Below are 25350 nucleotides of genomic sequence, written 5' to 3'. Positions count from 1 at the left end.
TCAACGGGTCAGATGTTCAGGGATTTAGATGGCTGGTTGCGGCCAGGTAACGCTATCCAACACAGCACGCGCTGCAGCTTCAGTTGTGGATTCATCAATGTCGCGCTTGGCACCGAGGCGGATTGCCTCGATGGCGGCTCCAATCTGCTGCCACTGGTGATAGGCCGCAAGAACCGTATCAGCCACCTCGGCCAGTGTTGGCGCGGTAATACCAACCTCAGATGCCAGTATCGGATAATCTTCCGGATTCGGATTGGTGGCGGATTTATATGCCTGCGCCTCTGCCACTTTCTGCTGATAGGTCATCGCCTGGCCGGTACCAGGCGTGATGTATTTCAGACGTTCAGTTTCCGCTGACTGATCAATCTGCATTTTCAGAGTCAGTTTAACCACCTCAAGCGGAATGGCATTATCTATAGCCTGCAGTATCGGCTTTCCGTTTGCATCAGCGACAATGCGCAAACCCACGGCCTGCCCATTAAGCAAGGCGCTGTGTTCGGACGGGGTAATCTCCACAGCGTCATCCGGCAGAACAGCATGAACACTATTGGTGAAAAAGCCACTCTGTGAACTGGAATAATAAAATCTGTTCATGATCAATTCCCAAATACAATATAAAAACCGGAGAGAGCGGCACCTGCCTGCCGACAGGCAACGAGTGCTGTTCCACCTGCTTTATTAGATAGAATAAACCATGCTTGTTCCTGTAGCCCGTTCCCACTCACGTCCGTTCCGCAGCCCGCGACACATTGAAATAATCCATTCGGGAAAACCATCGGCCATGTAACAGCTATACTGGAACTTTCATAAACCCCACCTACATGATAGGCATTAGTTGTTCCCGAAAAACTACCCCATTGCATAATCAGACCGCCCGGTAGCTTGATCCAACCTGCGCTGCCCATGATTTGGTTAGAGCCTTCGGATTTTCCAATGGTTCGAAACCGCGTGCCATCATAGACAAGAGAGACAATTTCACCGGCGACCAAATCGCCTGCGGAAAGCGCAGTGCCTGTGCGATCGACGATACTTTTAGCACCAAGGCCGTTCACATTAATCGTTGCTGCACCGGTATTGGTGGTTGCAACCTTAATATTAATTTGCAAGCCCGGCGTGTATGCGAGGAGAGCCGGAGCAAGAACCACAATAAGCGCGTTAGAGCTTCCGGTTGCATCAGCATATGTCCATTTACCTGACTGAGTATCCAGCGCAATTTTCTCAACATAGGCACCGCTGACGCGCTCAAATACACGTCCATCAGGCAGGCTGACCCCATGTCCATCAGCAGGAGACTTGAACATCCAAGCAGCGCCTGACCACTCAGCAATTTGTCCGGCCTTGCCTGCCCATGCACCGGTCGCGCTTGTGGGAATAAGATAGAGATCACCTTCAGTTGCTGCGGGCGGTGCGGTAACCGTCATGCTTTTGACTGGTAGCCACGGCAAGCTATTAAGCTGTGTGATAGGTGCCTTGCGATTATTAACCCAGTCACGACTGGCAAGAAATTCAATATAGATACCGTTAACGCGCTCGAATACACGTCCATCTGGCAAACCGACGCCATGGCCATCAGGTGGAGTGAGTATCCCCCAACCTGCTGTCGTATATTCAGCGATTTTTCCAGCCTGCCCTGTCCACGCGCCAGTGGCACCATTAGGTATAAGATAAATATCACCTATTGCAGGTGACGTAGGCGGCACAGTCAACGACATTGAAGTTACTGGTAGCCAAGGCAATCGCGTCAATCTCTGCATCGGCACCTTAAATGTCGGATCGACAACAATCGTCACATTGGCAACATTGGAGAATGCCACTTCAAGGCGAACTGTGCCTTCTACTGTCTGGCCGCTGGATGGTATGGGCTTATTAATTGGCGGATCATACCGCGCGATAGCGATCAAATCACCGTCCTGATCAATCAGACCAGCCTCACGAATAGTGTAAGGCCCCTCTGAAGCTGCCAGAAAAATATCGAAATAGGCGACATTGGCAGCACCGCTGACAGTACCATGACCGGAAACTGTCTTGCGTACAATTTCATGATACAGAGCTGTTTCGCCGCCTGATGGCACAGTTGCACCGTCACCGATTGCAATATGTGTGATGACAACTGCGGTACCATTTGCAATGGCCGCCGCTTCTTTAGCGCGGCCTAGATTTGTCATCAATGCGAATGAATTTTGAGCCATTATGTTGAAACCTTGTAATGAGCCGTTGCAGAGGCAAAGACACATGGAGCACCGCCGACATATGCTGCGGCACGCAGAACCGGTGGACTGAAAACAAAAGGATGTGCAATTGCAGCCAGACTGCTTTGACCAATGACCCCGATGTAAAGATTGCCATACGCCTGAAGCACTGCACGCGTAGTGAAAACACGGGATTTAGGTTTAGCTGCATCGACTGACGCAATCGCCGCAGCTTGTGCTGCTATGTCAAAAACAGGACTGCCATCGCGATAGAGAATTTCAACTCGGAATGTCCCGCGTCTTGATCCGTCCTCCCACCACTCAACAATCCGCGTTTCCAAATCAAACGCAGCCAATGCACGTTCAACTGCGCCGCGCGTCCCTTTTAAGCGGTGCACCATTGGTGAAGCCGCAATAACCCGTCGTTGCTGTTCTTCCGGCCAGTCTGCTGACCACACGTCAACGGACACGCCCATTGCCAGATATGGCAAGAGAACTTTCGGGCATTTCCATGGGTTCCAGATCGTTGCAACAACTGCCGGATCTACCGTTGCAATCCGCGCTAGTTCTGCCGCAAGCAATGCATGCGTCAAAGCAGATGAGCGCGGCGGCAATATAGAGCGGGCAAGATCAGCAACAGCATCAATTGCCTCAGCTGGTGTCACTGCCATGATCCTTGTGTCTGTATTGTATGGACGATTATCTGCCCGACCTGCCCCACACCTTTCGATCCGGGTTCAAGATCGGCAACTGGCTTGGTAACTTCGACAGTCACGTTGTCATCAACGGCTGCCCGACCGCCGATTACTTCCCGCTGGACGGCCAAACCGATACGACGGCGGGAAGTGGCGTAAGCTGCTAAACGCTTTTTAGCCTCGGCAGCCATTGCAGAAACATCAACACCCGGAGCGTAGTAAAGCGTGACCTCAATATCGTAGGGAGTCACGACTGCCGGTTCTATGCGGACATTATCCCCGATAGGCCGCACGTCTTTCGGTGTCACGGCTTGAAATGTCCGATCCAATAATGATTGATTGGTAGTACCATAAGTCACCGTTGGCAGAACCACGACCAGCACTTCCGGCGCTAATACCGGATCGCCATTATTCCGGCCTGTAAAAGGGTTCGGGATCAGACCTGCAGAATAGGCATCGGCATGCAAACCTGCGGAATAAGTTGCAGCATCCTCTTCGGAATAAACCGCTACATCCGCAATATCACGTTTTCCGTCCAGCTCGAGCGCATGGAAAGTATACGCCCCTTCCGGCCCCGCAGTCGAAAACGCCTCAAATGCCAGCAAGATACGCGCACGGAAGATGTCGTCTTGTTCAACCCACTTGCCAAGCACATCATCCCATTGAGCATTGTCCGGCCTGTCATCAGCAGCATTGTCATAATGCAGACGGGAGATACCGGCATAGGTAGCGGCGATGTGATCGAGATCCCCACCGATTGCTGTTGCCAGAGACAAAGCACGGATCGCCTCATTGACCCGTTGGCGGAATTTCATTTCCTGATTGCCCCCACCTTCAGAAAAGGCAATGACCTGCGGATCTGTTTCAAGTTTGCTGACATCATAATCAATGCCGTATCGCGATAAAGCGGCGATCAAATAATCATCCCGAGATGCTTTGATCTCCTCAAAATCAACCGGCACGACAATTGGAACGTCGCCAAGATCTGCAAGATTAGGCGCAACAAATCGGCTCATGCGACCGAACCTCCGATACTGATATTCGTTCTGATCTCACCCTCAGACGTTGTGAAATCCCCCTTATGCCCGTTCGGATAATAAACCCCACGGATATCCAGATTAATCACGCCCTGCATAGTGGCATCAGCGACATTGATAGATGTGAGTGCAAAGCGGGGCTCCCAGCGGGCTATTGCCATTGCGCAGGCCGAATAAATGCCAAGTATGATGCGGTCATTCATTGGCTTATCGATCAGGCTCAAAAGCTCTGATCCGAACTCCCGCCGCATGACCCGTGTACCGACAGGCGTATTGAGGATTACTGAAATAGATTGGCGGACATGATCAAAGCCCGTCAAAAGCGAACCATTAATGTTCGAAAAGCCGAGCGATGACATAAGGTTACTCCTTCACCGCCTTTAGTGCTTTTGACCGGTCTTCAGGCTTTTCAAGCTGATGCCCGTAAGGCTGCATAAATTGCTTCGCCACCGCATCCGGCATCTCAACTGGTTTATCGTCTGCAGTATAATAAGTACCGCCGTAGAACCCGTTTTCTTTAACAATGACCTTCATTGGTCTCTCCTTAAAATTATTCACATGACCATTTCGATGCACCGGAAATCAGCATGGCACCGCAACCGGCGCTATCCCCATGACGGGCGACCGGATCACCTTCACATTTAAATTTTGTCGAGCCTGCGGTGATCGGTGTTACCCCGTGTCCGGGTATAGGGCAGGAATGCAGATCACCTTTGCGGGCGATCAGTTTTCCCTCACACATCCACTTTGATGCTGATGAGATAACGGTGCCGCCGTGACTGGATGTATCCCCAAGCCTGACGATTAACGGCATTAGGCAAGGCTCCCGCTTGCAGCAGTAAAAATAATATCCTGCGCATCAATGGTCAGAGTATCGTCGCTGAAAAACAACCGCACATTTCCCTTGGTGATAACGGCTTCCGTTCCATTGTGAGGACGCGGGTTCGCATTGGAATGCGTAGAAAAATCAATCACACCGTCAGTCAGATCACCACTTTCAGAAGTGACATCAACCTGTTGCCCGACGGTCGGAGGAATGTGGGTTGATATCCCACCCGCAGCAATTTCTTTCCATGGTAACCAGCCGGTACGATATGCTTGCTCACCATCTTCCAGCCGCACCCGTGCCAGACCGCGTGCAGGGTCGATTTCATCAACAACACCGGTTCGCTTCCGGTTTGCAGCACGCCGCTCCAATTCAAAGAGACGGCGTTGCAGATCCGCAATCACATTCGCCAAAGAGTCAGACATGGGACTGCTCAATCAGTGTTTTTGTAATATCCGGTTCTGTTGTTTCCAATGCAGGCGGTACGATATCACAAAGCGCCCTTGCCTCATCCAGTGTGATACCGAAACGACGACGCAGCTTTTCATTATCAAGCTGCGGGATGTTTAGTCCCATCAATCCTTCAAGCTTACTGAGATAAGGATGCCCGTCAGTTCGCATCTGATTGATCAGCTTTTGCCATAGTGATGTTGCTGCGATTTCATCACCATAGACAGGATCCGGTAACAAGTCGCAGATCAGACATTGTTGATGCGCTGCCATGCGTGTGCCGGTCTCAGCGTCAGCAACGCGTTTGCGTTCAATACGGGCAACATCCCGCACCAATGTTCGCCAAAGTTCTGCCCACACATTTTGCGGATCCGTTAGTGCAACCGATATTTCCCGATCAACTGTATCCAGAAATAATTCAAAGGCTGCATCTGTTGGCGGAATACCGCCGATTGTACTCGCACCAGTTTCTGTATCCGGTTCTGTCATAGAGATTGCAATACCGGTTTCCAGTAGCAGTTCAGTCAAACCGTTGCGCCAAAGCTGTCTGCCAGCACTAAGATCATCAGCCTTTGAGGTTTCTGTATAGACAGAGATAAACGGTTTTTCCTGATCCGTTTTCAACTGACCATTTGCACCAAAATCCAACGACGCAATCTGACTATCGAGAACATTATCGGATACGGATGTTCTGCCACGCAAAGCTTCAATAGTGATAATGCGCAGCGCAATTCGACCAATTGTCATCACACCACTCCAAGCTTGAGAACAATCAGATTGCTATACCGATCGGAAACTGCGGCGACCTCAAACCAAGGGGTACCATACCGGTCATTGGCTCTCACTCTGTCACCGGTCACTGGTATCGGCCCTGAATAAACCGAACGATCCAAAAATAATTCAGCTTCGCCTAAGGATAGTCGAGAGCGATAAGTCCCGGTAGGACCGGCGGAGACTGAATCATCCCCGCCTACGTGCAAAACCGCCATAATTTCAGTTATCGGACGGTCAGGATCCGGCTGTTGGTTTTTCATAAATGAAAGGCGAATTGACTCGCCAAAACTCCGACCGATCTTTTGATCAACCATTGCTTCCAGTTTTCGCCAATTCACCATGAGTTTTAAACCGAAAGACGCACGATACCGAAATCGGATGGATTAGCAGCTGCCTCTAAAACATGGCCGACAAATATATTGTCGGTATCAACAGTCGTCAGCAAACCACCTGCCGGTGCAGAATATACCTTCGCTCCAATTGTCCATGCCTGAGCCTTAACTTTAGGCAGCTCAAACACACCCGTCGTAGCGATCTCAACAGGATCACCGGAGACTGCTGCAAACTGAGCAATGCCAATAAGGCTACCAACCACAACAATGCCACCAGAAGTAACCTTGGCAGGTGCTGGTACCGTAACTGTATCGCCAGGCTGAATATAATTTTTCATGGGAGAAACCCTTCTAACTATCATAACTGAGGAAATGGCGGATCACCAAGACCCGCCGATAGTTCGATTAGGCACCGGAGTTTTTGTAGCCGAAGCGATAATCGGTAGCTCCACAACCGAAGTCATGTTCGACAGACATGCTGAAGCCCTGACGCCCAAAAGGCTCATCCATGCGAACACGTGGAGCTTCATAGCCTTCCAGATAACCCCAGCGATAATTGGATCCCGCCGTTGGGTCGGAGAACAAATGCCAGGCATTGTCTTTGATCTGGGTGGTTTCGATCAGCTCAAACCGGCCAGAGAAAATGTTGACGGAGGAGACTGTCGCAGGCGTGATTGAAGCAAGCAGCTTTTCAGCTTCTGTCAGCTTGTTTGGACCGACAAGCATGATGCGGGGCGAATTCGAAAGCAGCGGATTGCCATCCTTGCTTTCCTGTTTGCCCATTGTAGTACGACCAAGCCCCACACTATCAACCGTGATAGCCGCAGCAGCGGCTGCAAGGTTTTTGTGATCAGCATCAAATACAGGTTTACCATCAGCAAGCTTGCCGTTGAACGCACCTGCATAGAAAGTAACTTCCTCAAACAGTGCCACGGATGCACCATAGCTGGTCAGCAGTTCGGAAATCGCACCAAGGTCATCATTGATGAGCATCTGGCGGCTGATGTTCAGAGCAATCGCATAACTGAATGCCTGTACCTGCTCTTTACCTTCACCGAATGAACCATATTTGATCTCGCCATTTTCCAGCACTTTTTTCAGAAGCGGGAAATCACCAACTTTGACGGTGGTATCCGGACGGAAATCACGGAAATTGCGCTTACGGGCAAAGCGCTTGAATGTCGGTTGTGCCAGAGCATAACGCTGTTCAAGAGTACGGTTCACTGCACCTTCAAAAATCGCAGGGAAATCCGACGTTGAATGCGAGGCACGAGTGAATACATCATCAATATCACGGGCATTCATCATACGGCGGCCACGGTAATTGACGCTTTCCGCTGCCAGATCAACAAGCCCCATGCCCATAAATTGACGGGCAGCTGCAGATGGACCAGCCTGCGGTACCGGCGCACCCAGACCATAGGCCAAAGCCTCAACCTGTGCAGAACGACGGGTATCACCTTCATCACGTGTCACACTCACACGGCTATCGGTCGGTGCCTGCCGTTCATTGGTGACCATATGATCAAGCAACAGACTGCGGAAGTTTTCAACCGTAGTACCAGAACGTACATGTTCACGGCCAAGAGCAGGAAAACCGGAACGCGTGGCAAGATCTTCAATCGTATTGGAGCGTTCACGTTCCGCGCGAACGGCCTCATCTGCCACTGTCTGTACGTTGGAGTTGACGGGGGGCGTGTTACGTTGTTCCTGTTCCAAGTCGGAGATCTGAGCACGAACTCGATCGGCTTCTGCCAGAATGCCCGCATGCTCTTCTTCAAGAACCCGCACGGCATCAGCATCCATATCGTCAGTGATACGAGCGCGGATCACTTCAGCACGGTCGGTGAATTTAGTCAGCTTAGAGCGCAACCCCAACAAAGCAACATTTGCACCGATCAAACCCATGCCACTTGACTGAGTGAGCATGCCATTATCAAAAGATGCTGCATGCGATGGATCTGCTGCAAAGACCGCGAAAGCCAGACCGACGCAGAAAATTGCGGCGACGGTCGCGTAAATATGAGCACCCTTTTTCATGGTGTGCACTTCCTTCTTTATACCGGGCAAAAACCAAGCGCCGTCGCCCTGCAACCCCGGAGCTGCAGGCGGCAAACTGATAAATTGTTCTGAGTGATCAGCCGAGGCGGCGAACGGCTTCCGCCATTCTCATACGTGCTGCAGCTGCAAAATGAGCGTCAGGCTTGCCGTCGAACACCAGAGGGAATGTATTCGCATTTGAGCGAACCTGCGCTTTTGGATCTGCAGGGACTGTAACAAATGAAATTTCATTTGGCGTCCAGCGCTCAACAATAACCTTTTCAACATCGCCTTTTTTCTGGGCTTCTTCGATACGGATCTTGTCTATGGAATATCCGACCGACACATTCTTGATGATCCGGTCTGAGACAAGGCCAAACATACGATCTGATTGTTTGTCGATGCCAGCTTTTGGGAAACGGATTGTTGCCTTTCCTTCACCGCCCTCAATCCAAGCCCGCTCAACAACAGCAACCTGAGAAAATGTTGACCACGTTGAATGGCTATCAAGTACCGGTGCACCTGCATTCATCCGCGTGAGATCAATGGCTTTGTCGCTAACGATAAGCACCTCATCAAATGGCACCACTGTATCCCATCCGACGTACCGGCGGCGGCGCACGGTGGCACCAGTTGTCCATACAAGATCAATCGTCCGTGTCTCGCTATCAACATCACCTGCCAACAGCCGCACTTCCTGTATCTGCATCGGCAGACTGTCCGGAACCTTCCGTAAATGACTATGTTTCATTTTCTTTGTCCTCTTCAGGAGGTTCGTTATCGGATGAGTTCTGCATCTGACCGGCTTGAGAAATGCGACGCGGATCACTGTCCAGAATAATCTTCCGCTTATCCAACTTGGCATTGTCAGAAGCGATTTCATCTAGGACATCATCAGGGTTTTCACCTGTTTCAGCGATTGCCGAAGAGAGTGAACGGAAACCTGCACGAACTTCCCTGATACGCGCATTCACGTCTTTCAACGGATCTGCCGAATAGAAGCGAGGTGGTGACCATTCCACGGCGACATTAGGGCTGCTAATTTTTCCTGCCAGATAAGCAGCCTCACAGAACCAGTCCCACATCGGCTGCAACAACATCGGAATGATCACTTGCCATTGCAGCATGGACACCATCCGGCGAAAACCTTCTAACCCAATCTTGCTGGATGAATAGTTCACCTTATCGAGCCTGCCGGTCATCAATGCGAAGGGAACCCGCCAACCAGCAGCAACTGTGTGTAACATTGATGTTTTGTAAGGATCATAGCTGTCAGTGACAGCAGGCTGACTGAACTTCATATCCCGACCGCCAACCGCGTTATAAAACATACCCGGTTCAAATTTCTCAACCCGCTGTCCGCGTGTATTGTAGATGCCTGGTTTCTGCGCAGTACCATCATCACCAGCTACCGGCATACCGAGATTATCATCAGCATCACCACCGGTCATGATACCGACGAGACAGGCTTCCAGCCGTTTACGTACAAGCTCAGCTTTTTCATATTCGGCAAGATCAAATGTGTCGGCCATTGCAGGTGTGCCCCACGGCACCCCACGAACCTGCGTACGTTGCTTTTCAAAAACATGTGCGATGTCCGAAGCCGGGACAGGCTTGGATACGATAGTCGACTGCGGATCAAAAAAGCTATTACCGGGATGCGATCCAAACATCCAATATGCACGTTTACGCCCAAGGGCATCAAACTCAATGCCCTGAATAGTTTTTCCGCCGCCCGATAATACACCTTCCTTGGTTGTATCAATCAGGTCAGATTCCAGCACCTGCAACTGTAAAGGAACTGGCAAACCGTCTTCCAGTCTGCGACGGCGACGGCGCACGATGCCATCACCGCTTTCGAACATTTCACGTACCGCCAAAGCTACAATACCGTTAAAGTCGAGATCGCCATCAGCATCACAATGTTTGCTCCATTCGAGGAACAGCTTATTCAGCTCCTTATCTTTAGAGCGGGGAATAATACCATCGCCGATTGCATGGCTGACCAATTCCGAAACTGCTTTGGCCGCATACGGGTTATTGCGAACAAGATCCCGCATCCGGTCGCGCAATATCCGACCAGCCCGTGCAACCTCTGCATCAGCTGATGTGGATTTTACACGTCTGCCAGATTTTAGCCGGCTGGTTTCAGCTCCAGTATAACTGCGCTGCGCAATGTCCATCGCTGCGCGTTGTTGTATTCGACGCAATCCCGCCTGCGGTGAAACATAGCCAATGGCCTTATCCAGAATGTTGCTGATGCCCATTAGTCTAACGCCGCCAATATGATACGCGAACGGCCTTGCTTGCGTGATCTCAGATCAGCCAGCGCCTCTCGCATATCTTTAAGAGAATGATATTCCACCTCACGGCGGGTGCCGCCTGAATGGAAAACGACTTTCTTAGCACCCGTAAGAATTGCATCTTCGAGTGCAGCTATCTGATCATCAATAGACGCCATATCTACAGCCACTCCGATTGTGCTATTTCTGGCAGTTTCGAAACCGGTTTGGTTTCAGGTGGTGTCGACAACTCACCTTCACGATGTGCCCAATTCGCATTCACCATCTGGCGGGCAGCAAAGGCGTAAACCGTACAATCAAGCGCCTCATGTCGTCGTCCAGGTACCGGAACAAATTGCCGGACTGGTTGCCCACGTGAATACTTAACGACCAATTGTTCCCCAACCAGCTGCTCAAACCAGACATCAGGCAAGGCCTTCGAAAACCGCATTGAGTTCGCCCGTGCAAGACGTCCGAAAATATGACTTTTGATCCCGTCAACACCGACGATGAAAAGCTTGCCGCCCTTCACTGTTGATTTGGATTTCTCAATCCATGGCCGGTTACCGCCAACACCTTTGATTGCATAAATGCGTCTGCGGAAGCGTGGGAAAGCGAAACGATAGACCGTTTCCATCGTTTCACCGTCCGAACTGTCGATGCAGGTGGCTTCAACTTTAATCTTGCCGCCAAGCGGATGATCCCACTCGGTATTGAGCGTGACGTGAAGCTCTGACCACGTTGTATGATCATCGTAACGTCCCCAGATCACTGATTGTCCTAGAGCATAGGGAATACCCTCTTTATCCCAACCGATGAAGGTGACTTCTAAACGATCATCCTGAACGTCAACGCCTGCCGTAATTATGAGAACCTGAATCGGGATACCAGTCGTACCTAGATCACCATCAATACAAAGACTGAAATCCTCAGCCCGACTTGCAAGCTCGAGATCATCCAGCTCATCCGTGCTTTCCTTCCAGCCTTGGGCAAGGATTGTATTGATAAAGGTCTGTAGTTTCGAAGGATCATTCTTCGCGCCGACAAACTCCTTAGCCAAACGTCCCCATGAAGCATTTGGTAAAAGCGATATCAGGGCATTCATCCTGAAGCCCGCATGATCCTTAATTTCCGGTCGCAAGGCACGCCATCGGCCATTCGCCACCATTTCCGGCTTATGACGCTCATCAATAACGGAGCCACAATCACGGCAGATATAATGCGCTTTTTCTGGCTCACCTTCAGGCCATTGAATATCTGCCCATTGGATCTCATGAAAATGACCGCACTCAGGACAGGGTACCTCATAGATACGTTTATCTGATTGCTCATAAGCCTGCAGCACATGGCTGGTTTCTTCATAGACCGGTGTAGACCCCATGACGATCTTGCGATCTGCAAAAGACAAGGTTCGGCGTTCTGCCAGAAGGATTGGTGACCCTTCTTTTGTTGCCGTCATGCCGTCCGCTTCATCAATAAACAGGATGCGAACATTGTGACGGCGAAGGTTACGCGGTGCTTTCGCAGCAATCACCTTTAGAAAACCACCGGGAAAGCGACGGGAGAGAAGTGTATTTCTACCGCCCTCATCCGTGTCCCCCGTCAACAAACCATGCAGATCCGGTGACGCATCAAAGATCGGTTCAACATCCGAAACCATATAGTCGCGGCAGTCAGCCTCAGTCGGTAACAAAGACAAAATCGGTGACGGATCATTCGAACAGTAACTGGCCATGGCACTGGTCAGCAAAGTGGTAAAGCCGACACGCACAGGCTTGACGAGTGTTACTCGCTCCAATGCTGCATCGCCGATAGCATCCGCTATTTCCCGCTGTGGTGGCCAGAGGCGTACCTTACCTGTCAGAGATGAAACGCCTTCCGGCAAATAAACTGTCTGCTCAATCCAATCCGAGAGCTTCAGTTTCGGCGGCGGTGTCAGGCATTCCCACAGAGCCTTCCGCAATGTCGTCAGCGCTGTCATTGTCTTTTACACCCAGCCCGGTCAGTGCGGCTCTGATTTCCTTGTCGATTAAATCAACATCAAACGTAGTGAGATGCGGCAGCATCTGGCGACAACGGGATGGAACGGACATCATCTCATTGCGCAGTCGCCTGCCTATCGTCACCCATTCATTTCGAACATCTGAGATAGCCACCATCTCACGGCGCAGAACAGCATTTTTCATCGCCACATTATCGGCCTGCTCTGCAGCTAATCGCGCACGCTCCACGGTTAGAGCATCAGCATTGTCGCCGCCGCGCCCTGCTGCGATCCCGCGCAGGTGGTCACAATAGAGATGAACAGACTTTTGTAAGGAAAAGCGATTCCGACCTGTCTTCACGATGATTCCACGCTCAGCAAAATCGGAGATCGACCGCTTTGAGACACCGAACATTTCAGCGAGGTCAGAGGCTGTAATTTCTGCATCCGTAAAGGATGGTTCAGGTTCTACTGCCGGTTCCACCTCAGCTAACAGTGGTATAGCCGCCTGCTCTGAATGCTTTTTGTGCGTTTTCGCCGCGAAGCTCGGACTCACACCAAACTTTTCGGCAGCTTGCCGAACAGTATGCCCCTCATTGATGAAGGCAACAACCTGAAGGCGCAGCTCATCAGAATAGCTTTTAGCCATGTGATTCCGATTCCATTCAAAGGGCGGTGGAATCCCCTTGTAAAATTTCACACAGAGCGAAATCCCGCAGTCGCGCCTACCCGCTAAGGGCAAGGGTCTGAAGAAGGACCCAACCGAGGGGGGCATACTGCCCGCCCTTTCAAAATGGCTTCGGTCTCATGGTACCAGCTTGCGAAGCGCCGCTTCTACACGCTGCTGAAGCAAAGGGGCTGCTGTTCTCTCGAACGCTGCGGAGGTTGCACCAGAAGTCATTTCCTGAGGGATAACGACACCGGAGCGAACAACACTATATTGCCGTCCGCTTGATCTGTTGCGGAACATTACATGCCCTTCAAACTTACCGACATCCTTACGGTTAGGAAACTTGCCACCCATCATAAACGTGCCGCTAAACAGTGTCCGCTTGCCAAAAGGCTTAGCAGAAACACCTTTGCGCGTTTCCTTGGGGTCCAGATACTTCAGACGAACATTGCCGCCCCGTGTCACCATTTCATAGGATAGCTTGCCAAAACGTGCCGCAGATGGATTGCCAATTGCCTCAACAATAGTCTTACGCGGCAAACCGGTCTGTTTCGTCAGATTGCGAACAACTTGCGTTTTTGCCCTGTTGCCAACCTGATTGACGATGCGTGGTAAGACCTTCGGAAAGGTCGTCTTCAACTGATCAATCTTGGTTCCGAACTTAGTCAGATGATTATCAGCCCACTTCACAGAAATGATCGACATGAGCATCTACCCTATACAAATAGAAAGAGCGCCAAATCGGCGCTCAATGAGATTGGTAACTTCAAGACATAGCTTACGCACTGGCTCTGAATCGGTGTCTCATGTTGAGACTTTCAGAGTAAGGGTCCGACCGGCGTACCAACCTCAGAACTTACGTTCCCGCTGTCTAGGCGTTCTCAGAGGCTCACTACAGGATCATCGGATCATCCGTGAGGGCATTACGCACACAAAGGCTCAAGAATAGCAAGGGGCATGATTACAGGTGTCAGACCGCCTAAAAAATGCACTCCCACAACCGCAGTGCCTTTTCCATCACTTCCGCCTGAGATGATCTCTCCCCGAGATCCTGCAAAGATTCCATCTTTGACAACCACCTTCATACCTCTGCGATACACTGCATGAGGAACTTCATAATCAAAATGACCTTCATTGGCTTTCTCATTGAAAGATAAGACATTTCTTGCCGCCACAAGATATGGTTTCTCATATCCACCAAGTATGCCGGTCACATGATTAAAGCCCAATAAAGCCGCCATTGTATCGTTAGAAATAATACAACGTGCAAAGAGGTAACCGATAAAAACAGGCTCCTTACGAGCGGGAGTAACAAAGCGGCGGCGGCGAATTTCCTTGCCCATTTTCATCGGCACAAGAGATTCGACATCCGCTTTTTGCAGCATTTCTCCAACTTCCAACTCACGACCGGTCATCACTTTCAACACAAGCCATGGGGCATCACTCTCAGCACGTACTGAAAGCTTGGCGATTCCACTGTCACGTATCCGGCGCTGTGAAATAATCCGGTCGCTTTTTTTATAGCAGCGGGAAAGATCAATGTGCTCTGCCTGCTCAATAAGTCTCTTATCCAGCATCATCATTTGTCCAATCCTTGCCAAAGTTTCTGTATCTCATTCAGACCGGCAACACCGTTCGGTAACCAGACATGCGTTTGCTTTCCGGGCTTCGGAAACCAAGGCCAGCCCCGTTTGGCATGCTCATCCTGCAATTCATGCCAGACGTCACCACCTACCAACACAGGAACCATAGCGTTAGAAACAGGCTTCAAATCAGCCGTAACAAGCAAACCTCGAAAGGCTGTTGCACGATCAAACAGCATATTCACATTCGGAAAGCCGTATCTTGCTTCTTTGCCGAGCAAGATATGTTCAGCTGAATACCGCCCGTCATCGACAAGTTTTTGATCGTAATTATCCAATGATTGTGGTGCTGTGGCTCCAGCCCAGAGCTCCCGATAGACATTCGCAGCCCACATATTTCCAAACGCTGGAGCTTTCACCCGACCGTCTAAACCATCACCCTGAGATGATTTGAGCAGGCTCTCAGGTACGTCTTTCCAAAGCTTTTCACGGAAATAAGTCTCAGGAACAGGAACATTATCCCGTTTGTTCGTTTTGAGCAGGGCAAGCCAAGCATCCCGCTTTTCAGCAGCTTCTACACGTTCCTCCGGTGTGAGCCGCATCCAAGCTGCCAACCATTTGTCTTTCGGCATGCCCTCGATTTGAGGCCAATCCTTGACGATTTTCCAAAACGAACGCTCAAGGGATTTTCGATCTTCCTGCTTTTCTGAATTCGAATTTTCTTCGCGCACGCCTCTCTCGATTGGACTGGTTATTGGAGTGGTTATTGGACTGGTCTTATCTTGGTGGAGCTGCTCCACCACCTTTGATCCCTCAATTCCACCACCTTCGGGAACCAATTCCACCACCTTATCCATGCAAGGTGGTGGAATTGCTCCACCGCCTTCAATCTGTTCTGCTGGTGCACAGGCAGCAATCAGGTCACGCTCCGGCCAGCAGGCAGCATATTCCTGCCGCTTCCATTTCTGGCCACGATAGCCGTGCTGTGAGACAGCAATCCATCCAGCATCACGGGCAACACCCAGATGCTTCAGGACTGTTTTCTTATCCAAACCGCTATAGCGGCAAATATCCGCAACGGACGGATAACAGCCCTCACCCACCTCATTCATGAACATGCCGAGTGTATGTAAGACATGCTTTGTCGTTGCTGGCAGGCTGGCTGTTGAGAAAGCATGGCGCCATGACCATGCACGAGAGCCACCGCTCATTTCGCTGCCCTCCTTGCACGTAGAGACAGCTCACGCTCAATATACCAACGTGCCTTTTGCAAATCTTCAATCGCGTCATTCTTCTCATCTGCTCGCCAGATGTATTTCATGGCATTCCCAAGGTTAAAACCCATATGCTCAGTAATGGTGATGCACTCCACACCAGACGGATGGCTATTGTAATGCTTTGGATTGTTTACCGGATCACTCATTGCCCCGCCTTTCGCCATGCCTCATAGTCAGCCCGCAACGTGCGCCACCGCTCAGCTGCCGCACTGTCATTGTTCAATTCTTTTCTGGATGTGACGCGCAGTAGCGAGCGTAACTTCTGCGCCGCCCGGTCATCTGTTAATGGCCGCTCCAAGCCGTGCCGTTGCTCTAAAAACACCAGAAACGCAGCCTCACCGCATTTCATGGCAGCCTCTGCCGCATAATTGACGGCCTTGCCCCGCGCCTGTGCCGGTGTCTGTAGCCTGCCCTGTCGCGCCGCCGCTATCGCCCGATCAACAAGCCGCAAGAGAAACGCCACCATGTGCGGAGCATTGGCAAAAAAGTCGATTTCATCCGGTGTCGTAGCGTCATGGAAACGAGCAATTTCTGCTCGCCCCTCAGATGTACGCGCCTCGACGGAGGTAACAACACCATCAGACGATAACAGCCATTCAGCCCCGTTGAGCGCTGCCAGACGGTCTCTGGTTTTCCGTAGTTCTATGGCTTCAGTACTCATGAGACACCGTGCCGTGGGAATCACCTACAGCCCCCGCCTCATAGCCCCAGGCATCCCAACCGGAACGCGCTGAACGACAGAAGATTTCCAACTTCGGGATATCCGGATAAAATTTTTCAATATGTTCCGCGAAATATGCAGGCTTGGCTGAATGCCTACCCTTTTTCTCACAATAAACAGTCTCCGGTTGAGTTCCCATCAATGGCGCGGCCACATCGCCACGCCTGCCAATCAACAGCAGCTCATGTCGGTCGCGCCCCCAATATCCGGTACCGGCGACCTGCTTGTCCCAGATCCAGTGGTGAATATAAGTGAACCCCCATGCCTGCATGACCTGCATAGCCTGTGGCAACATTGGATTGGTTGCCCAGAGAAAAAGCACCGCATCTTGTGAAACCGGATCGCCGATTTTCTCAAACAACGCGCAAATGTCAGCCGTATCCATTGTCGGATAATGATTTTCCGCACTCTTTTCGCGTCCGGTCACCTCTGATCGCACGCCAAATTTCCAAGGCGGATCCGCGTAAATAACAGGATACTTCTGCAAAACCTTATCCGGCGCGGTTTCGCTGCCATGCCGCGCCACGGCTTCCATCTTGATAAGGCGCGCCGCATGGCGCACCCGCTGCTTATGCGTGCGGATTTCCTTTGCCTTCGCGACAATCTGTTTCTGCTCTTGACGAACAATCTTGCACTGTTCTTCGTGCTGCAGCTCAGACAGCGCCTCACCGGCATGGATCGAAACCTTGCCTGCACGAATAGCGTCAATCAACTCCGGTGCACCGTGGTCGCGCACACGCCGCGCCGCACTCACTGCCCGTTCTGAAATAGACAGCTTTGCCGCCGCTGCACGGGTCGGTAAATTTGCAGTCCCTGCAGTATTTTGATTTACACCACGTTCCCAATCGACAATGGAAGCGGCAACCATTGCCCGCTGACTTTCGGTCAGGTGCCGCCGGTGCAAATTTTTGGAAAGCACAAAGTTCAGCGGATCCGCGCCGGTATAATCAGCATAAACCGGCTTCACACCGGCATGGCGGCACGCCCACTGCCGGTTCCGACCGTCGAGTACCATGCCTTCCAACAGCAATATTGGCTCATGCTGACCATGCGCGGCAATATCATCCGCAAGCAAGATTCGTTCCGGCTCATCAATCATCGGAAACATATCAGCCAGCGGATGTGCAGGATAAAACTCCGGCTCAGCAACCACCTTTACTTTAGGCTTAGATTTCAACGCTTTTGAAGTTTTTACCGGTGCCAGCTTGCCCTTAACTGGTCTTTTCGCCTTGGCGGGCGCAGCGGAATATGGATCATTAACATGAGTCATGGCCTGCCCCTCATTCCATGCCGAGCGCGTCCATGTAGAGCTGGATCATGGCCTGCTCTTCTTGGCGCTCATGTGGTTCTTTTTTGCGTAAACGGATGATGGTGCGGACGGCCTTAGTGTCGAAACCACTGGCTTTGAGTTCCGCAAAAACCACCTTGATATCATCGGCAACCGTCTGTTTTTCTTCACTCAGACGCTCAATGCGCTCAATGAATGCGCGTAACTGCCCTACGGCGATTGTCTGCGCACTATCCCCTGAAATATCATCAGCCATGGCGCACACCTGCTGAAACAGGCAAAGCCATGCGTTGCGGGAAAGCCTTATCCAGAGCCGAGCCGATATCAGCGGTCGCAATGTCAAAGCGGCTGATATCGACACTTTCACGCCGCTTGCGCTTGGCAAATTCAGCGGCGTTATCGAGCGCGGAATAGATGTCAAAATCATCCATAAAACCGGTAAGGTCAGTGCCGTTTTTCACCAACCAAGGCCGGTCAACAACCGCTGCAAACAAAGGTTTGAGCACTTCCGTGGCATATGCAGCAGCATCTTTGCCAAACTCTGAGTTGCGCACGCCGCGCAAAGCCAAGGTGACCGAAGCCCGACGCCCTTTATCAACATGAGAGCGGATCAGAGAAATAGTGGTGATTTGTCCGGGCTTTTTGCCCTCACCTGAAACATAAGATGTCATCAACCGGCAGCCAGCATCGGAACAGGCATCCGCACAATCTACAGCCCATGCTTCACCCGCCGCCAATCCGGCGCGGAATATCTGATAAGGTGTGACTTTCGTCGCCATGCCATTAATAGCAGCGAAACTCGCTGCCTGTTGCTTGGCATCCATTTGCACGATCTGACACGGCACAGCCTCAATGCCGCAAAGCGCCGCCGCATGGGTGCGGTGCTGACCGTCGATAATCGCATATTTACCGCCAAGCGATGGCGCTACGAATACCGGCGAAAACCGCGACCAATGAAAATCCCGAGCGATTTTAATAATCGCGCTCCAATTAGCGCGGTTCAGCTCCCGCTGATACTGATCATCAATCACCAGATCGCCAATCGGCAGCCAATTCAGCATTGGCGGCGCACCAAGATCCTGCGGCGGAGTAATCTTGTCTTTCACTGTAATTGTCACTGCACGCATGTCGGTTCCTTTCAGGTTAAGTGACGGCCAGCCGTCATTCGTTGACCAGTCGCAGGCCGCCATCAGCCCGTGCCCCTGCTAAAATTTTGCGAAATTCAGATAATGACCGCTCAACATCCGCTGCTACACGGTCGAGCTGTGTTGCTTCCGCCGGAGTAATCTTGCCATCGGCAAAAGCTTGCGCACCGGCGGACATGAGTTCACCGGATTGGCGCACTGTTTCTGCATAACGAGAGAGAATGTTGCCGGTAGCCTTGCCCATATCATCTGGGTCTTGCAGCCGACGGCCATTGAGCTCAGCCATAACAGTGGTCACGAGCGGCGTGCCGCATTCAGCCTCCAACAGCAGAACTGCCGGTATAGGCATCAGTTCAGGATCTGCTGCATTGTTCCAGCGCCCTACAGTGCTTTTACCAAAGGAGGTAATATCGCCTGCCCGCTCTATGCCACCGCATTGCTTGATCAAGTCACGTTGCGCGGCTTTGAGCCGGTAGAACCATGCATCTGAAATGTCAGCCATGATCAACTCCAATAAAAAAAGACAAAATGTTTCCCGCGCTGGGAAAACCCAGCGGCGTTTCCCGTTGTGGGAAATGTTTCAATGTGAAAAATTCAGACTGTCAGAACAGCCGCACTAGGAACTAAAGGTCATGCCACAAAGCTTCGCCAAAACATCAAATACCCTCCGGATAAATGGCTGTCGGAGCGCAATGATTGTTTTCACAGCATTGCGCTCCGTTTACGTCTGTCGGGGACAATGCAGACGTAGTTGCCATATCGATGGATTCTTGACTTAATCGCATCAGAAAAGCGCGTGCTGGCCCCCTCTTGGGAACCCCACCATTTTCCCACCGCCAAACTGTTGACAAGTTTACACCTGCCATCTCAGCCAACTGAGATTGAGTGAGCCGCAGCACTTTCCGTAGTGATGGAATATCTAAAATCGTTTCGGTCATACTAAATATGTGCGTTAAGCACAATTATTTGTCAAGACGAAACGCACATTGAAAGTGTGCAATATGCAAAACATGACAGACACAAGACCGGATTTTGCCAAACGCTTAGAGCAAGCTCGAATTGCACGTGGCTTTAAAACAGCTAAAAGTGCGTGTGAGTTTTTTGGCTGGAACTACAATTCGTATGCCCAGCACGAACAAGGCAATCGTGGGATTGGGCGCGTATCTACCCAATATGCAAGGGCGTATCGAGTAAGCGAGGCTTGGTTGTTGACAGGCGAAGGAAACCCGCCAACCACCAGTACCGACAGTGAAAACAATGAGTTAGATTTAGAGTTTAATCGGCTTGTTGCTGAAGCAACCGAAGAAGACAAACTTGCAATGCTCCCGCTTTTGAAGGCTTTGATTGCTGCCAGAAAGCGATAAATATTTTCTTTTCCCGTTTTGTTAATCTATTCCATTCTACGATTAACTCAGTAGATATATCCATTTCGCTCCCCGTAATAACTACGTTTGCGTCTAACGCCCTATTGGACGCACTGCAGATTATCGGCAGGCAGGTAATAATCTCTTGCCCATTCCCCATTTGAGTTACTGTTTGATTCGATAGTACCAGTCGATATTACGCACATTAATGAAGCACGAAAATCAATAAATGCGCATTACGCACATTTGCTATTGACACAAATGTGCGTAATGCGCATTTTATCTCCATGTCGTATGGAGATGTAATCATGCTCAAACTGGTAAATAGTCACAGACGTTTGTTTCCGAGCTGGCAGAAACTGTCAGTAGATGAAATGGCCGCGACCATGCAGCGCATGGATGCGGCAGGCGTGCGAACGACGCAAGAAAACCTGCAATAACGCGGGTATTCAAAAGATGATATTAGTCGTTTCGGGCTTAGCGCTGCTCGCCTTGCCCGTCAGCGCAATGCGATAAGTGGGGCGTTGTGATGTTAGCTAAACAACCATTTCGCAACCCAATACAAGCCCAGCAGTATAGCGATAAGCTCAACGGCACTCCAAAACCCGAATTTCTTCTTGGTAGTGGATGCATCTGCCTGCCATCCACTCTGTTGATAGGTGCTTTGCTCAACACTCCGACCGCTATTCAGTTTATTACTAATAGGTTTGGTTTGCAGCTTGAACAAACCGTTACTGCCCAATTGATTAGCAACAAACTTATAAATTTCAGAGTGAGTACCATCACCTTGCAACGAGGTTCCATCGGGAGCCTCAAATATACCGAACCAACGGAAATGCACGCTGGAACTGGTGATCGCTCTCTTCAACGAGGCTACGAGCTTGGCATCCGCAGCAATAAGCGCACCAATCGCAGAAAATCGCATATCCAAAGGATCGCTAACGGCATCACTTTGATCGCGGTCGCAACCACTTCTATAGACACGGTAAGCATACCAGGCACCAAGCCTCTGCATGTCACCTTGCTGTGTCAAGTCAATGAAAATGCTGTAAAAAAGTCTTTTCTTATTTGTGTATTGATTGACATCAACACGCATCTTTCTAGCTACTTCAAAATCTTTCGGCTCAGCAACACTCCGCCTTTCGAAGAAGTTATCCAGCAAGCTAGAAGCTTCGTCTTTGGTTACGCCCGCCGGAATATGGAGCATTTTCGCTCGCATAAGTCCCAACTGCGCCTCAGAGGCAGGCTCATCGGGAATTGTTTCTACATCAAGTGGAACAAGGCCATCTTTAGCGAGCAATTCAACCAATTGCTCCTCATCAAACGCCTTTATAATTCGTTTGATCTTACGACCGCTATTCGGATTTATGATGCGAAACTCAAATGTTGGCATACCGCCCCCTATACACCACTGAGAAATCTAAGCTTCAAAGATCGCTGCCAAGCCCCTGAACTTCATAGCTCCGCCCTTACCTTTAAGAATTGCCCGCGAAGATTCCCGCAGATCATACGCATGACTGCCAGAAGAGCCGACAATTCATTCTATGTAAAGGCGGTGCGAGCATGACCCAAGAATCCAAACTTGAATGGACAGAATACAAGAGCCGTTTTCGCGCTATCACCGCCTATGGCACATATTGGGTAGATACGGCTGCATGCAGCGCAGGCTATCAATTAATCTGTGGCACTAACCCATGCTGTGTGGCGTTCCATAGCCCACAGGAAGCCAAAGACTACGCCCAGACGATCCATGATAGACCAACCAGACGCGATTATTGGTTCAATCTGTCAGATGTTGAGCAGGCACCGTATCATGCGCCGCTCGACCTCTCTGAGTTGCTGCGGACTTATGAAACGCTGCTTGCCGGTGACAACCTGTCGGAACGCATTGCAGTGCAGACTGTGGATCTACGGGCTTTGCTGATTGCCGCCAATCTCCACAGCCAGATGCTTTCAAACGCAGCAGATGCTGACACATCATTTACAACCGCTGTACGCGCAGCTGGCACCGCTTTAATCGAACTGACCAGTATCGTCGAATGGGAAAAGCATAATCATTACTCACAAGTCATCATGAATCTTGCGATAGCTTTAGATTTGTTTGGTGCACCTACTCTGTCTGACCATTGGCATGACATTTCATTACTTGGCGAGCGTGAGCTTGGTCGTCTGATCGTCATCGGTGCTTTTGACGGTAAAGGTAGATGGTGCGCGACGGTTCGGAGAGCACAGCGATTTATTGACCACCATAATGAAAACGCCGGTTCATTAAAAAAAGCCATGCGTCTCAAATGGGAGCCAACCCACTTTATGGAAGTATCTGCACCACACGGCTTAATTTTAGCCGCAGCCCCAGCGCAAAATAACCAGCCACCTGTTTGCTGCACACATTGCAACAGCACGAAGGAAATTCAGCGCCCAGACAGTGAGTTCCTGTCGCCATGCCCTGAGTGCGCCCCCACATTGGAAGCAGGCCAATGATTGCACCTCTTATCGTTGATTCATTTGCTGGCGGTGGCGGTGCTTCGACCGGCATTGAGATGGCTCTCGGTCGGTCACCGGACATTGCGATCAATCATAGTGCTGCAGCGCTTGCGCTTCACGAGGTCAATCATCCTGAAACTCTGCACTTGTCTGAAAACATCTACAAAGTGGATCCGCTCGATTATGTAGCAGGCAAGCATGTCGGGTTGGCATGGTTTTCACCTGACTGCAAACACTTCAGCAAGGCCAAAGGTGGCAAGCCGGTTGAGCGCAATATTCGTGATCTCGCATGGGTAGTTGTGCTCTGGGCAGTACGCGCAAAACCAGATGTTATCATTCTGGAAAACGTGGAAGAGTTTCGCGACTGGGGTCCTCTTGTGGAAACAGATCGTGGTTTAATGCCCTGCCCAAACAGTAAAGGTCATACGTTTGAAAAGTGGTGTAAAGCACTGCGTAAACTCGGCTATAAACTGCAATGGCGCGAGCTGCGCGCCTGCGATTATGGTGCACCGACAATCCGGAAACGGTTCTTTTTGATTGCACGTCGTGATGGCAAGCCGATTACATGGCCTATGCCTACGCACGGCAAACCAACAGAGAAAGACGTGCTCAGTGGCAAAAAACTTCCATGGCGCACAGCTGCGGAGATAATTGACTGGTCACAACCATGCCCTTCAATTTTCGAAACATCCGTTGAAATTCATCAACAGCATAATATCCGCGCCATTAGACCACTGGCAACCAACACATTGGCTAGAATTGCCCGTGGCATGCAGCGTTTCGTGCTGGATGCTCAACGTCCATTTTTAGTCAACCTTACACATGGCGGAAGGATAGAGGTCGCAGATCAGCCACTCAACACCATTACCGGCGCAAACCGAGGCGAGAAGGCCGTTATCTGTCCAATAATGACAGCTGCGCAACACGGTGGCTCATTACGCAGTATTGCGGAACCAGTTCATACCATCACTGCCAGCCGGAAAGACCAGAACTCTGTGGTTGTGCCAACTTTGATACAGATGGGTTATGGCGAAAGAGAAAGCCAAGCACCTCGAGTGCTAGATCTGTCCAAGCCTATCGGAACGGTTACAGCTGGCGGCGGTAAATTCGGCTTAGCTACAGCATTCATATCTCGCCAGTTTGGAACATCAACTGGCCATGAACTTGAACGTCCAGCAGCCACTGTAATGCCTGAGGGACAAGGCAAGTCAGCTTTAGTCACTGCATTCATGGCTCAGCACAACACAATGCCAAATGGAGCCACACACGCAGGTCGAGCATTGAGTGAGCCTCTTTCAACAATCACAGCAAAAGGCACCCAGCAGAACCTTGTTGCACCGTACCTGATGAAATTTTACGGCACCGGTGAAGGCACAACTATGCAGGAACCGTGTCATACCATCACGACCAAAGATCGGTTTGCAGATGTTGAGTGTGATTTAAACACGCAGCCACTATCAGCCGGCCAAATAAAACGCGCCAAACAAGTCGCAGATTTCTTACGCGAACATGGCGCGTGGGATGAGCGTGAAATTGTGACCATTTCAATTGGTGGAGATCTTTACACCATCATTGATATCGGCATGCGCATGCTTACACCGAGAGAACTATTCAACGCACAAGGCTTTCCACCCAGCTATCGGCTGGACTTAGATATCTCAGGCAAACCAATCTCCAAAACCACGCTTGTATCTTGCTGCGGTAATTCCGTCTCTCCAGTAGTTGCAGAGGCATTAGTCGCCGCCAATTGCCAGCATCTTATACATTGGAGGGAGGCTGCGGAATGAGCAATATCTATAATGAATTTGCAGGGCAAGTTGCACATCAAGCCGTAAAGCTTCCAGATCAGGCATTGGCTGCTTCGGCGTTAGTTGGTGCTGCCATGCCACTATTAGGGGCTAAGTTTGGAGCCGTGGCCGCCGCTTCCATCATCACAACCATGATGGAAGAAACCATTAAACGAGGTGATCTATGACACCTTGGAGCTGGTATGCCGGACAGGTTGATGAATTTGCTTATGATCTGGCTTGTGATGAACCGTCACGAGAGGCCGCAATAAGCACCGCAGTTGCACAACTGGAGGTTGGTGATCAATTTCAAATAATTGAAGCTAGATCCAGTGAGGCAAAAAGGCACGAAGATGACGACCGCATAATTCCGTTCCTACGGACGCGCAACCACGAGTTGGTCACGGTGACCACAGCATTGAAAT

At 50.7% G+C, this 25350-nt stretch carries 33 protein-coding genes; 5 read left to right on the top strand and 28 right to left on the bottom strand.

What is annotated here, in order from left to right:
* Positions 1 to 24: 24 nt before the first annotated feature.
* The 27 genes from QUF18_RS16905 to QUF18_RS16775 all read right to left on the bottom strand — a co-directional run bounded on the left by QUF18_RS16905 (position 25) and on the right by QUF18_RS16775 (position 20228).
* On the bottom strand, positions 25 to 594 hold the full coding sequence (locus QUF18_RS16905) for a hypothetical protein (protein ID WP_289388452.1): 570 nt from the start codon (positions 592 to 594) through the stop codon (positions 25 to 27).
* A 2-nt stretch (positions 595 to 596) separates the two neighbouring features.
* Complete coding sequence (locus tag QUF18_RS16900; protein ID WP_289388451.1) at positions 597 to 2189, bottom strand: DUF2793 domain-containing protein; 1593 nt, start codon at positions 2187 to 2189, stop codon at positions 597 to 599.
* Entirely contained in the window at positions 2189 to 2860 is a 672-nt protein-coding gene (locus tag QUF18_RS16895) for a phage tail protein I (RefSeq protein ID WP_289388450.1), read from the bottom strand. The genes QUF18_RS16900 and QUF18_RS16895 overlap by 1 nt, the downstream gene beginning before the upstream one ends.
* On the bottom strand, positions 2851 to 3900 hold the full coding sequence (locus tag QUF18_RS16890; protein WP_289388449.1) for a baseplate assembly protein: 1050 nt from the start codon (positions 3898 to 3900) through the stop codon (positions 2851 to 2853). Before QUF18_RS16890 ends, QUF18_RS16895 begins: the two co-directional genes overlap by 10 nt.
* On the bottom strand, positions 3897 to 4280 hold the full coding sequence (locus QUF18_RS16885) for a GPW/gp25 family protein (protein WP_289388448.1): 384 nt from the start codon (positions 4278 to 4280) through the stop codon (positions 3897 to 3899). Before QUF18_RS16885 ends, QUF18_RS16890 begins: the two co-directional genes overlap by 4 nt.
* A gap of 4 nt (positions 4281 to 4284) precedes the next feature.
* Entirely contained in the window at positions 4285 to 4455 is a 171-nt protein-coding gene (locus tag QUF18_RS16880) for a hypothetical protein (RefSeq protein WP_289388447.1), read from the bottom strand.
* Positions 4456 to 4471: 16 nt separating this feature from the next.
* Complete coding sequence (locus QUF18_RS16875) at positions 4472 to 4735, bottom strand: PAAR domain-containing protein (RefSeq protein ID WP_289388446.1); 264 nt, start codon at positions 4733 to 4735, stop codon at positions 4472 to 4474.
* A complete protein-coding gene (locus QUF18_RS16870; protein WP_289388445.1) occupies positions 4735 to 5172 on the bottom strand; it encodes a phage baseplate assembly protein V in 438 nt (145 codons plus the stop codon). The genes QUF18_RS16875 and QUF18_RS16870 overlap by 1 nt, the downstream gene beginning before the upstream one ends.
* Positions 5165 to 5944, bottom strand: a complete 780-nt coding sequence (locus QUF18_RS16865) for a hypothetical protein (protein ID WP_289388444.1) — start codon at positions 5942 to 5944, stop codon at positions 5165 to 5167. Before QUF18_RS16865 ends, QUF18_RS16870 begins: the two co-directional genes overlap by 8 nt.
* Positions 5944 to 6312, bottom strand: coding sequence for a hypothetical protein (locus QUF18_RS16860; RefSeq protein ID WP_289388443.1), 369 nt, complete (start codon positions 6310 to 6312; stop codon positions 5944 to 5946). Before QUF18_RS16860 ends, QUF18_RS16865 begins: the two co-directional genes overlap by 1 nt.
* A 5-nt stretch (positions 6313 to 6317) precedes the next feature.
* Positions 6318 to 6641: a DUF2190 family protein gene (locus QUF18_RS16855; protein ID WP_289388442.1), complete on the bottom strand. Its 324-nt coding sequence runs from the start codon at positions 6639 to 6641 to the stop codon at positions 6318 to 6320.
* Between the two features lie 67 nt (positions 6642 to 6708).
* Positions 6709 to 8343, bottom strand: coding sequence for a phage major capsid protein (locus tag QUF18_RS16850; RefSeq protein WP_289388441.1), 1635 nt, complete (start codon positions 8341 to 8343; stop codon positions 6709 to 6711).
* A gap of 97 nt (positions 8344 to 8440) precedes the next feature.
* Positions 8441 to 9094, bottom strand: coding sequence for an HK97 family phage prohead protease (locus QUF18_RS16845; RefSeq protein WP_289388440.1), 654 nt, complete (start codon positions 9092 to 9094; stop codon positions 8441 to 8443).
* Positions 9084 to 10610 carry a phage portal protein gene (locus QUF18_RS16840; protein ID WP_289388439.1) on the bottom strand — a complete coding sequence of 509 codons (1527 nt, stop codon included), beginning with the start codon at positions 10608 to 10610 and terminating at the stop codon, positions 9084 to 9086. The genes QUF18_RS16845 and QUF18_RS16840 overlap by 11 nt, the downstream gene beginning before the upstream one ends.
* Complete coding sequence (locus QUF18_RS16835; RefSeq protein WP_289388438.1) at positions 10610 to 10804, bottom strand: phage head-tail joining protein; 195 nt, start codon at positions 10802 to 10804, stop codon at positions 10610 to 10612. The genes QUF18_RS16840 and QUF18_RS16835 overlap by 1 nt, the downstream gene beginning before the upstream one ends.
* Positions 10805 to 10806: 2 nt before the next feature.
* Positions 10807 to 12606, bottom strand: coding sequence for a phage terminase large subunit family protein (locus QUF18_RS16830; RefSeq protein WP_289388437.1), 1800 nt, complete (start codon positions 12604 to 12606; stop codon positions 10807 to 10809).
* Complete coding sequence (locus QUF18_RS16825; protein WP_289388436.1) at positions 12524 to 13255, bottom strand: helix-turn-helix domain-containing protein; 732 nt, start codon at positions 13253 to 13255, stop codon at positions 12524 to 12526. Before QUF18_RS16825 ends, QUF18_RS16830 begins: the two co-directional genes overlap by 83 nt.
* A 156-nt stretch (positions 13256 to 13411) precedes the next feature.
* A complete protein-coding gene (locus QUF18_RS16820) occupies positions 13412 to 13981 on the bottom strand; it encodes a hypothetical protein (protein WP_289388435.1) in 570 nt (189 codons plus the stop codon).
* 218 nt (positions 13982 to 14199) lie between these two features.
* Positions 14200 to 14859, bottom strand: coding sequence for a transcription termination/antitermination protein NusG (gene nusG, locus QUF18_RS16815; protein WP_289388434.1), 660 nt, complete (start codon positions 14857 to 14859; stop codon positions 14200 to 14202).
* Positions 14856 to 16070 carry a helix-turn-helix domain-containing protein gene (locus QUF18_RS16810; protein ID WP_289388433.1) on the bottom strand — a complete coding sequence of 405 codons (1215 nt, stop codon included), beginning with the start codon at positions 16068 to 16070 and terminating at the stop codon, positions 14856 to 14858. The genes nusG and QUF18_RS16810 overlap by 4 nt, the downstream gene beginning before the upstream one ends.
* Complete coding sequence (locus tag QUF18_RS16805) at positions 16067 to 16282, bottom strand: DUF3310 domain-containing protein (protein ID WP_289388432.1); 216 nt, start codon at positions 16280 to 16282, stop codon at positions 16067 to 16069. The genes QUF18_RS16810 and QUF18_RS16805 overlap by 4 nt, the downstream gene beginning before the upstream one ends.
* Positions 16279 to 16797, bottom strand: coding sequence for a hypothetical protein (locus tag QUF18_RS16800; RefSeq protein WP_289388431.1), 519 nt, complete (start codon positions 16795 to 16797; stop codon positions 16279 to 16281). The genes QUF18_RS16805 and QUF18_RS16800 overlap by 4 nt, the downstream gene beginning before the upstream one ends.
* Positions 16787 to 17965, bottom strand: a complete 1179-nt coding sequence (locus QUF18_RS16795) for an MT-A70 family methyltransferase (protein ID WP_434547425.1) — start codon at positions 17963 to 17965, stop codon at positions 16787 to 16789. Before QUF18_RS16795 ends, QUF18_RS16800 begins: the two co-directional genes overlap by 11 nt.
* Before the next feature lie 172 nt (positions 17966 to 18137).
* Positions 18138 to 18401, bottom strand: coding sequence for a DUF2312 domain-containing protein (locus QUF18_RS16790; RefSeq protein ID WP_289388429.1), 264 nt, complete (start codon positions 18399 to 18401; stop codon positions 18138 to 18140).
* Positions 18394 to 19335, bottom strand: coding sequence for a ParB N-terminal domain-containing protein (locus QUF18_RS16785; protein ID WP_289388428.1), 942 nt, complete (start codon positions 19333 to 19335; stop codon positions 18394 to 18396). The genes QUF18_RS16790 and QUF18_RS16785 overlap by 8 nt, the downstream gene beginning before the upstream one ends.
* Positions 19307 to 19792 carry a phage regulatory CII family protein gene (locus tag QUF18_RS16780; protein WP_289388427.1) on the bottom strand — a complete coding sequence of 162 codons (486 nt, stop codon included), beginning with the start codon at positions 19790 to 19792 and terminating at the stop codon, positions 19307 to 19309. Before QUF18_RS16780 ends, QUF18_RS16785 begins: the two co-directional genes overlap by 29 nt.
* 154 nt (positions 19793 to 19946) lie before the next feature.
* Positions 19947 to 20228, bottom strand: a complete 282-nt coding sequence (locus QUF18_RS16775) for a helix-turn-helix domain-containing protein (protein WP_289388426.1) — start codon at positions 20226 to 20228, stop codon at positions 19947 to 19949.
* A 63-nt stretch (positions 20229 to 20291) separates the two neighbouring features.
* Here QUF18_RS16775 and QUF18_RS16770 point away from each other — a divergent pair, with 63 nt between their 5' ends.
* On the top strand, positions 20292 to 20654 hold the full coding sequence (locus tag QUF18_RS16770) for an XRE family transcriptional regulator (RefSeq protein ID WP_289388425.1): 363 nt from the start codon (positions 20292 to 20294) through the stop codon (positions 20652 to 20654).
* Between the two features lie 308 nt (positions 20655 to 20962).
* Entirely contained in the window at positions 20963 to 21094 is a 132-nt protein-coding gene (locus QUF18_RS16765; protein ID WP_289388424.1) for a hypothetical protein, read from the top strand.
* Between the two features lie 92 nt (positions 21095 to 21186).
* Here QUF18_RS16765 and QUF18_RS16760 read toward each other — a convergent pair whose 3' ends face one another.
* On the bottom strand, positions 21187 to 22047 hold the full coding sequence (locus tag QUF18_RS16760; RefSeq protein WP_289388423.1) for a hypothetical protein: 861 nt from the start codon (positions 22045 to 22047) through the stop codon (positions 21187 to 21189).
* A 170-nt stretch (positions 22048 to 22217) separates the two neighbouring features.
* On the opposite strand from QUF18_RS16760, the gene QUF18_RS16755 reads away from it, so the two are divergent.
* Genes QUF18_RS16755 through QUF18_RS16745 form a run of 3 tightly spaced genes read left to right on the top strand, consistent with a single transcriptional unit; the run spans position 22218 to position 25113 of the window.
* Positions 22218 to 23135 carry a hypothetical protein gene (locus QUF18_RS16755; RefSeq protein ID WP_289388422.1) on the top strand — a complete coding sequence of 306 codons (918 nt, stop codon included), beginning with the start codon at positions 22218 to 22220 and terminating at the stop codon, positions 23133 to 23135.
* Complete coding sequence (locus tag QUF18_RS16750) at positions 23132 to 24925, top strand: DNA cytosine methyltransferase (protein ID WP_289388421.1); 1794 nt, start codon at positions 23132 to 23134, stop codon at positions 24923 to 24925. Before QUF18_RS16755 ends, QUF18_RS16750 begins: the two co-directional genes overlap by 4 nt.
* Positions 24922 to 25113: a hypothetical protein gene (locus tag QUF18_RS16745; protein ID WP_289388420.1), complete on the top strand. Its 192-nt coding sequence runs from the start codon at positions 24922 to 24924 to the stop codon at positions 25111 to 25113. Before QUF18_RS16750 ends, QUF18_RS16745 begins: the two co-directional genes overlap by 4 nt.
* Positions 25114 to 25350: the final 237 nt, after the last annotated feature.

The organism is Pseudochrobactrum kiredjianiae (assembly GCF_030362795.1).
GTDB lineage: Bacteria > Pseudomonadota > Alphaproteobacteria > Rhizobiales > Rhizobiaceae > Pseudochrobactrum > Pseudochrobactrum kiredjianiae.
Note: the sequence above shows the minus strand (reverse complement) of the source record. Positions and strands in the feature narration are given on the sequence as shown.